The sequence below is a fragment of the Micromonospora sp. D75 genome, from assembly GCF_018070405.1.
GTDB lineage: Bacteria > Actinomycetota > Actinomycetes > Mycobacteriales > Micromonosporaceae > Micromonospora > Micromonospora chalcea.
Genome location: NZ_JAGPXV010000217.1, coordinates 1 through 8,649 on the forward strand (window position 1 = coordinate 1; position 8,649 = coordinate 8,649).

Consider the following 8,649-nt stretch of genomic DNA (forward strand, 5'->3'; position numbering starts at 1 on the left):
GGCTCGGCCGCGGATACCTCTTCGACGCCGCTCGCACGGCGGAACGGTTCCTCCCGGACCCGTTCTCCGGCAAGCCCGGGGAGCGGCTCTACCGCACCGGTGACCTGGCCCGGTGGCTGCCGGGCGGGAGCCTGGAGTTCCTCGGCCGGGCCGACCGGCAGGTGAAGATCCGCGGGCAGCGGATCGAGCTGGGCGAGGTCGAGGCGGTGCTGCGCCGCCACCCGGACGTCGACCTGGCCAGCGTCCAGGTCCGCGCCGGCGCCGGCGAGCACGAGCAGGTGCGCGGCCGCGACGGCGACGCCGAGCGCGGTCATCGCGGGCAGCGCGCGCTGCCAGCGGGGCCGGCCGGTGCTGTTCATCAGCTCGTCGGCGCGGGTACGCCGGTCCCGGCGGCCCAGTACCGCGCCACCGGCCAGCGACAGGGGCATCAGGAGGAACATGCCGGAGGAGTGGACGTAGCCCAACCGCAGCCACTGTCCCTGCCAGAAGCTGTACATGCTGGCGGCGCCGAGGATCCCGATGATCAGGAGCAGGACCGCCATGGTCGGCGCGTTGGAGCGGCGCAGTTCGACGCGTACCTGTCGGATCATCAGGCGCTCCGGTGCTGCTTGAGGAGGTACGAGTAGCCGCGCTCGGCGGCGCTGTCGCCGACGCCGCCGGTCTCGCCGTGGCGGATCAGGTCGGCGGGCAGGCCCTGGAACACGCGGGTGCCCTGGTCCATCAGGATGACGTCGGAGCAGGCCGCGACCACGTCCTCCACCAGGTGGGTGGAGACCAGCACGCAGGCGTCCGCGCCGAGTTCGCGGATCAGCTCACGGAACTCGACCCGCTGTTCCGGGTCCAGGCCGACTGTCGGTTCGTCGAGCAGCAGCAGGTCCGGTTCGTTCACGATCGCCTGGGCGATGCCGGCCCGGCGCAGCATGCCGCCGGACAGCGACTTGAGCTTGGCGTCGGCCCGGTCGGTGAGGCGTACCCGGTCGATGGCCCGCTGGGTCGCGCCCGGCACCGCCGAGGCCGGCATCTCCCGCAGCCAGGCCACGTACTCGACGTACTCCCGGACGGTGAACCGGGGGTAGTAGCCGAACTGCTGCGGCAGATAGCCGAGCCGGCGGCGCACCGGCCGCAGCTCGCGGGACGCGGTGGCGTCCGCGCCGAGCAGCCGCAGCACTCCGGCGTGCGGCTTGACCACTGTGGCGAGCGCGCGCATCAGCGTGCTCTTGCCGGCGCCGTTGGGGCCGAGCAGCCCGTGCACGCCGCTGCCCAGCGTCAGGCCGAGGTTGTCGACGGCCAGGTGCCGTCCGGCCTTCACCGACAGTCCCACCGCCTCGATCCGCCAGGCGTGCCGGGTCGGCGCCACCTCGTCGGCGCTCACTGCGCGTACCAATGTCGTCTCCTTCTCGGGGCAGGGTCGTCCGCGGCGCCGGCGGGGCGCCGTGGCGTGGTTCCGGAGGGCCGGCGTCAGCCGGCGGGCCGCCGCAGGTGGTCGGCGCGCAGCACGGTCAGCGCGGTGAGCACGGCGGCGGCCGCCGCCCAGGCGGGCATGGTGGCGGGCCGGAGCAGGGCTTCGGTGACGGCGGCGGCGCGGGCCGCGTCGGCGTCGCCGGTGAACGACGCGGCCGCGACCGCGGTGAGCCAGCCGCCGCCGAGGACGGCGGCGGCCAGCGGCACGCCGACGCGGCTGCCGAGCAGCAGCGCCGCCGCGGTGAACGTCAGGCAGGGCAGCAGCCACAGCGCGGGGTTGCGGCCGACCGCCAGCCCGGCCACCGCGAGCACGGGCGCGACCAGGAGCAGAACCGCGAGGGTACGGCGCAGCAGCAGTTCCAGCCCGGCGCGGGCGGTGCCGGCGACCACCTCCCAGTTCGGGTTGGCGCGTCGGGACCAGGCCACCGCGAGCCCGGCCAGCGGCGCGACCGGCGCGAGCAGCAGCACCGTCGAGGGCTGCTCGGGGTAGTTGCGGTCCAGCAGCACCGCGGCGAGGATCGCCGTGCACGTCATCGCCGCCCAGGCCAGCAACGACCAGTCGGTCCAGCGCAGCCACCACCGTCGCAGCGGTCGCCGGGGCACCGGTCGCGGCCCGGTGCGGGCCTGTGCCAGGATCGCCTCCCGGGCGTCGCCGAGCAGCGCCCGCAGCGGCGGCGCGGCCAGCTCGCCGAGCCGGTCGCGGCACTCGGCGCAGCCCTCCAGGTGCACCTCGATCGTCCAGGCGGCGGCGTCGTCGGGGCTGCCCGCCGCGTATGCGACCAGTGCCGGCGGGGGAACGTGAGCGGTCATGCCAGTGCCTCCCGTAGCGCGTTGCGGGCACGCCGCGCCCGGCTCTTCACTGTGCCCTCCGGCACCCCCAGCAGGACCGATGTCTCCCGGACGGTCAGTCCGTCCAGGACCATCGCGGCGAGCACCGCCCGCAGTTCCGGGGCCAGCGCGTCCAGCGCGGCTCCTACCTCCGAGCCGAACGACCCGGCGAGCGCCTCGTCCTCGGCGGCCGGCGCGCTGCGTACCGGAAGCACGTCGGTGGGCACCTCCTGCATGCGGGCGCGGCGGCGCAGCGCGTCGACCAGGCGCCGGGCCGCGATGGTCCAGATCCAGCCGGCGGCCGAACCGCCCGGCGCGTCCGATCCACCGGAGCGCCGGATGCCGGAGAACGAGCCGGCGGCCCGCCACACCGTCAGGTACGTGTCCTGGAGGACCTCGGCGACGATGCCGTCGTCCGCGCAGCGCCGCCGCAGCCGGATCGCGAGCCACGGCGACGTACGCCGGTACAGCTCGTCGAACGCGTCGAGGTCGCCGCGTGCGACCCGCCGCAGCAGCCGCTCCTCGTCCTGTTTGCTTCCTCCCACGCCTAGATGGTCGTTCACGGCCCCTCCGACGGATCACGGCGCGGCGTGACCTGGGTCACACCGCGCCGTGGGCGGGTGTCCGTCACTGCGCGGCGGCGAACGGTCCCTTCGGTCCGAACGCCAGCGCGGCGAACCGCTCGCCGATGCGGCGGTCGGCGGCCGGGTCGGGGTGCAGCTCGTCGGGCAGCGGCAGCTCGGCGTAGTCGGCCTCGCCGTACAGCTCCAGCCCGTCGAGGTAGTGCAGGTTCGGGTCCGCGTCGGCCCGGGACGCCACGATCCGGGCCAGCTCGGCGCGGATGACGCGCAGCGTGAGCCGGCCGGATGCCACCTCGGCCGGGTCGCCGGTGGCCCGGAACCGCACCTTCCCGTCGACGAACTCGACAGCGCCCGGGCCGGGCGTGTCCTCCTGGATCGGGCACAGGATCGACGACACGACGAGCAGCGGCGTGTCCGGGTGCCCCTCCCGGATGGTGTCCAGGAAGCCGTGCACGGCCGGGCCGAACGCGCGCAGCCGCATCAGGTCGGCGTTCACCACGTTGATGCCGATCTTGACGCTGATCAGGTCGGCCGGGGTGTCGCGCATCGCGCGGGCGGTGAACGGATCGAGCAGCGCGCTGCCGCTGAACCCCAGGTTGACCAGCTCCACGCCGGCCAGCGTGGCGGCCACCGCCGGCCAGGTGCCGGTGGGGCTCTCCGCGTCCGAGCCGTGGCTGATCGAGCTGCCGTGGTGCAGCCACACCCGGCGGTCACCCGTGTCGACCGGCTCGACCGGCGCATCCGTGCGCAGCGCCACCAGCTCGGTGATCTCCCGCTGCGGCAGCCAGATCACCACCTCCTTGTCGGTGGCGGGCAGGTCGGTGAAGCGCACCGTGCCGACCGGGCCCGGCTCGATGCCGGACGTGCCGGTGGCCAGGTCGATGGTGAGCACCTTGCCGCCACCGGCGGTGGCCTGACCGGCGAGGCGGCCGTCCACGACCAGGTCGTAGCGGCCGTCGGGACGCGGCCCGGTGCCCCGGTAGACCATCTTCATCGGCAGCACGTCCAGCTCGACGGTGGTGGCGCGGGTGCGGAACACCAGCCGTACGCCCGAGGGCATCGCCTCCGCCGTCGTCAGCTGCGGGTCGATGTTCTGCGCCCGGGCCCACGCGGGCAGCCGGTGCGGCAGCACCCCGTCGGCGGTCTGTTCCAGGTCGAGCGCGCCGCGCAGCAGGTCGGAGGTGATCGGAGTGGTGAGGTGCGGGGATGCCATGATCCCGATCCTGCCCCCGGATCCGGGGGACGGGCCACCTGATTTATCCGACAGGCCGGACTCGTGACACTGAGTCAGTCGGTGAGCACCAGATCGGTGTACCGGGCGGTCATGGTGGCGAGCACCTGGTCCGGGTCGGTGGCCCACACCTCGGCGTTGAAGATCTCCACCTCGACGTCGCCTGAGTATCCGGCGGCCTCCACCGCGCGGCGCAGCGGCGGGAAGTCGATGTGCCCGTCGCCCATCATGCCGCGCCCCAGCAGCACGTCGGCCGGGAGCGGGGTGAGGAAGTCGCAGATCTGGAAACTCGCGATCCGCGTCCCGGCGCGGGCGATCTGCCGCCACACGTCCGGATCCCACCAGACGTGGAACGTGTCCACCACGACGCCGACCTGCTCGGCCGGGAACGCCTCGGCCACATCGAGGGCCTGCCCGAGCGTGGACAGCACGGCCCGGTCGGCGCAGTACATCGGGTGCAGCGGCTCCAGCGCGAGGCGTACCCCGCGCGCAGCCGCGTACGGGGCCAGCTCGGCCAGCGCGTCGGCGACCCGCTGCCGGGCGCCCGCCAGGTCACGGGAGCCGGGCGGCAGCCCGCCGACGACGAGCACCAGGCAGGCGGCGCGCAGCGCGGCGGCCTCGTCGATCGCGCGCCGGTTGTCCGCCAGGGCCGCGGCCCGTCCGGCGTCGTCGGCGGCGGTGAGGAACCCGCCCCGGCACAGCGACGACACCCGCAGCCCGGCGTCGGTGACGAGCCGCGCCGCGGCCGGTACGCCGATCTCGGCCACCGGCTCGCGCCACAGCCCGATCGCCGGGATGCCGGCGCGCACACAGCCGTCGACCGCCTGCGCCACCGACCAGCGTTGCGTGGTGCGCTGGTTGAGCGACAGCCGGGCCAGCCGGGGATCGGCGCTCATCCGGGCACGCCCGCCACGTCCAGGTACGCGCGCATCCGCCGGGCCGCCAGCTCGGGGTCGAGCAGCAGCCCGGCGGCGTCGGCCAGCCGGAACGCCTCGACCAGGTGCGGGACGCCGCGCCCGCCGTGCAGGCCGCCGACCATGGTGAAGCCGGGCTGTCGGCCGTTGAGCCAGGACAGGAACGCGATGCCGGTCTTGTAGTACGGCGTCGGCGGGGCGAACAGGTGCCGGGCCAGCGGCACCGTCGGGTCGAGGATCGCCCGGAACCCGGCCCTGTCGTCCGCGTCGAGCCGGGCCAGCGCGGCCGACGCGGCCGGGGCGATCGCCGCGAACGCGCCGAGCAGCGCGTGGCTGAACCGTTTCCCGTCGCCCTCGATCAGCTCCGGGTAGTGGTAGTCGTCGCCGGTGTAGACCTTCACCGTCGGCGGCAGCAGTTCTCGCAGCCGCACCTCCCGCCCGGCGTCGAGCAGCGACACCTTCACGCCGTCGACCAGGTCGGCGTGGGCGTGCACCAGCGCGGCGAACGTGGCGGTGGCCTCGTCCAGGTCGGTCGAGCCCCAGTAGCCGGACAGCGCCGGGTCGAACATGTCGCCGAGCCAGTGCAGCACAACCGGCGCGCCGGCCTCCCGCAGCACCCGCTCGTAGACGCGCAGGTAGTCCTCCGGGCCGGTGGCGAGCGCGGCGAGGTGCCGGCTGGCCATCAGCACCGGCGTGGCGCCGTACCCCTGCACGACCGCGAGCTGCTCGGCGTACGCGGCGACGACCTCGTCGAGCGTGCGCGGGACGCCGGTGAGCTGGTCGGTGCCCACCCCGGCGACGATGCGCCCGCCGCAGGAGGCGGCCTCGGCGGCGCTGCGCCGGATCAGCTCGCGGGTGGCCGTCCAGTCCAGCCCCATCCCGCGCTGCGCGGTGTCCATCGCCTCGGCCACACCGAGCCCCCAGGACCACAGGTCGCGCCGCACCGCGAGCGTCGCGTCCCAGTCCAGGCCCGCCGGGCGGCCGGGGGAGTTGTCGGCGTACGGGTCGGCGACGACGTGCGCCGCCGCGTACGCGATCCGGCTGGCCGGCGGCGCGGACGGCCGCTGCCAGGCGGCCGGTTCCCGCAGCGTGAGCCGCTCGGTGCCGCCGTCCGGCGCCGGCAGCGTGATCTGCGTGCTCACCGGGGGATCTCCTCGATCGTCACCCGCCGCCCCTCCCGGGCCGAGCGCAGTCCGGCCTCGGCCAGTTGCACGCCGCGCGCGCCAGCCAGGAAGTCCCACGGGAACGGCTCGTCGTCGACGACGTGCCGCAGGAACGCCTCCCACTGCACCTTGAACGCGTTGTCGTGCTCGCCGTTGTCCGGCACTGTCTGCCACTGCGCGCGGAATGGCTCGGTGACCGGCAGGTCCGGGTTCCACACCGGCATCGGGGTGGTGCCCCGGTGCTGGATGCGGCAGTCGCGCAGCCCGGCGACAGCGCTGCCGTGCGTGCCGTCGACCTGGAACTCGACCAGCTCGTCCCGGTGCACGCGCACCGCCCAGGAGGAGTTGATCTGCGCGACGATGCCGCCTGCGAGTTCGAAGATGCCGTACGCGGCGTCGTCGGCGGTGGCGCGGTAGTGGCCGCCGTTCTCGTCGACGCGCTCGGGGATGTGCGTGGCGGTGACGGCCGTGACGGCGGTGACCGGGGCGATGATCTGCTCCAGCACGTAGTGCCAGTGCGGGAACATGTCCAGCGTGATGCCGCCGCCGTCCTCGGCGCGGTAGTTCCAGCTCGGACGTTGCGCGGCCTGCCAGTCGCCTTCGAACACCCAGTAGCCGAACTCGCCGCGCACGGACAGGATCCGGCCGAAGAAACCGCCGTCGACCAGCCGCTTGAGCTTGCGCAGGCCGGGCAGGAACAGCTTGTCCTGTACGACGCCGTTGCGGACGCCCCTGGCGGCGGCGAGCCGGGCCAGCTCCAGCGAGGCGAGGAAGTCCTCGGCGAGCGGCTTCTCGGTGTAGACGTGCTTGCCGGCCTCGATCGCCGCCCGGATCGCCTTCTCCCGCGCGGCGGTCACCTGGGCGTCGAAGTAGATCTGGTGGGCGTCGTCGGCGAGCGCCGCGTCCAGGTCGGTCGTGTACGCCGACAGCCCGTGCCGCTCGGCGATCTCGGCCAGGCGGCCCGCGTCGCGGCCCACGAGCGTCAGCTCGGGCCAGATCCGGCTGCCGTCGCGCGCGGGCACGCCGCCCTGGTCGCGGATTGCCAGCAGGGACCGGACGAGGTGCTGCCGGTAGCCCATCCGCCCGGTGACGCCGTTGAGGATGATCCCGACGGGTGTGCGCTCCACTGTGCCCCTCCCAGCGGTGAATGCGCTTTCAGTAAGCGCTTTCAGGGTGTTACCGTAGCCACGCCGGAACACCGGGTCAAGATGTTCCGCAGGGAGACTCATCGATGCCGCACGTGACGCTGGAAGACGTGGCCAGAGCGGCCGACGTCTCACTGGCCACCGCCTCCCGGGCGCTCAACGGGCGGCGGGTCACCCCGCACCTGCACGACCGCGTCCTGGCCGCCGCCGCGCGGCTCGCGTACACCCCGAACGCCCACGCCCGCGCGCTGGCCGGCGCGTCGCACCGCAGCGTCGGCGTGATCTGCCACGACGTCACCGACCCCTACTTCGCCGCCGTCGCCGGTGGCGTCATGCGGGTCGCCGCCGACAACGACCTGCTGGTCATGCTCGCCAGCACGTTCCGCGACCCGGAACGCGAGATCGCGTACGTGTCGATGCTGCGCGCCGAACGCGCCCCGGCCATCCTGCTCATCGGCTCCGGCTTCGAGGACCCGCGCTGGGATCGCGCGCTGGCCGCCGAGCTGACGCCCTACCTCGACGGCGGCGGCCGGGTCGCCGTGGTCAGCCGGCACCGCAACCTGAAGGTCGACAGCGTCCTGCCGGAGAACCGGGCCGGGGCCGCCGCGCTGGCCCGCGCGCTGCTCGGCCTCGGGCACCGCCGCTTCGCCGTGCTCTCCGGCCCGTCCGAGCTCACCACCGTCGCCGACCGGTTCGGCGGGTTCCGCGACGAGCTGGCCGCCGCCGGCGTGACGCTGTCCCCGGCGGCGGTGGCCGAGGCGGAGTTCACCCGTGACGGCGGCTACCAGGCGATGACCGAGCTGCTCGGCCGTGGCCTCGACGCCACCTGCGTGTTCGCGCTCACCGACGTGATGGCCGTCGGCGCGTACGCGGCGCTGCGCGACCACGGGCTGTCCGTGCCCGGCGACATCTCGGTGGCCGGCTTCGACGACATCCCGATCGTCCGCGACCTCACCCCACCGCTGACCACAGTGGCGCTGCCGCTGCGCCAGCTCGGCGAGAAGGCGATGGAGCTGGCGCTCACCGAGAACCCGGGCCGCCGCCGGCGGATCACCCGCCTGCCCGCAGAGGTGGTGCTGCGGGCCAGCACCGCGCCGGCCCGCGCCTGAACCCGGCCGGTAGGGTGCCGTCATGATCGAGGACGCCCCGTGCCGCTGACGAACCCCTGGCTGACCGGGCCGGCGCCGACGAGGAAGCTGGACCGGGACCGCCTCGCCGAACGCATCCTCAACCTGCTGTCGTCGCAGAACATGTGCGTGCTCGCCACAGTCGGGCCGGACGGCCCGCTGGCCACGCCGGTGCGCTACTACCCGCTGGGCTTCACGC

9 protein-coding genes and 1 pseudogene are annotated in these 8,649 nt (G+C 74.5%); 3 read left to right on the plus strand and 7 right to left on the minus strand.

Annotation, left to right across the window (positions count from 1 at the left end; genetic code table 11):
• A pseudogene (locus KBX39_RS15130) lies at positions 1-260 on the plus strand (hypothetical protein); the annotation flags it as partial.
• 329 nt (positions 261-589) lie between these two features.
• Here KBX39_RS15130 and KBX39_RS15140 read toward each other — a convergent pair.
• From KBX39_RS15140 to KBX39_RS15170, 7 genes are all read right to left on the minus strand, one after another.
• Positions 590-1,384, minus strand: a complete 795-nt coding sequence (locus tag KBX39_RS15140) for an ABC transporter ATP-binding protein (RefSeq protein ID WP_210871144.1) — start codon at positions 1,382-1,384, stop codon at positions 590-592.
• A gap of 74 nt (positions 1,385-1,458) precedes the next feature.
• On the minus strand, positions 1,459-2,271 hold the full coding sequence (locus tag KBX39_RS15145; RefSeq protein WP_210871146.1) for a zf-HC2 domain-containing protein: 813 nt from the start codon (positions 2,269-2,271) through the stop codon (positions 1,459-1,461).
• Positions 2,268-2,852, minus strand: a complete 585-nt coding sequence (locus tag KBX39_RS15150; RefSeq protein WP_157538988.1) for an RNA polymerase sigma factor — start codon at positions 2,850-2,852, stop codon at positions 2,268-2,270. The genes KBX39_RS15145 and KBX39_RS15150 overlap by 4 nt, the downstream gene beginning before the upstream one ends.
• Positions 2,853-2,916: 64 nt before the next feature.
• Positions 2,917-4,083 carry an SGNH/GDSL hydrolase family protein gene (locus KBX39_RS15155; protein WP_113973991.1) on the minus strand — a complete coding sequence of 389 codons (1,167 nt, stop codon included), beginning with the start codon at positions 4,081-4,083 and terminating at the stop codon, positions 2,917-2,919.
• A 74-nt stretch (positions 4,084-4,157) separates the two neighbouring features.
• On the minus strand, positions 4,158-4,997 hold the full coding sequence (locus KBX39_RS15160; RefSeq protein ID WP_210871148.1) for a sugar phosphate isomerase/epimerase: 840 nt from the start codon (positions 4,995-4,997) through the stop codon (positions 4,158-4,160).
• Complete coding sequence (locus KBX39_RS15165) at positions 4,994-6,157, minus strand: dihydrodipicolinate synthase family protein (protein ID WP_210871150.1); 1,164 nt, start codon at positions 6,155-6,157, stop codon at positions 4,994-4,996. Before KBX39_RS15165 ends, KBX39_RS15160 begins: the two co-directional genes overlap by 4 nt.
• Complete coding sequence (locus KBX39_RS15170) at positions 6,154-7,305, minus strand: Gfo/Idh/MocA family protein (protein WP_210871152.1); 1,152 nt, start codon at positions 7,303-7,305, stop codon at positions 6,154-6,156. Before KBX39_RS15170 ends, KBX39_RS15165 begins: the two co-directional genes overlap by 4 nt.
• A gap of 104 nt (positions 7,306-7,409) precedes the next feature.
• On the opposite strand from KBX39_RS15170, the gene KBX39_RS15175 reads away from it, so the two are divergent.
• Both KBX39_RS15175 and KBX39_RS15180 read left to right on the plus strand, forming a co-directional pair.
• Positions 7,410-8,432, plus strand: a complete 1,023-nt coding sequence (locus tag KBX39_RS15175; RefSeq protein WP_064446046.1) for a LacI family DNA-binding transcriptional regulator — start codon at positions 7,410-7,412, stop codon at positions 8,430-8,432.
• 39 nt (positions 8,433-8,471) lie between these two features.
• Positions 8,472-8,649: pyridoxamine 5'-phosphate oxidase family protein (locus KBX39_RS15180; protein WP_210871154.1), on the plus strand; the 178-nt coding region annotated here is incomplete at its 3' end.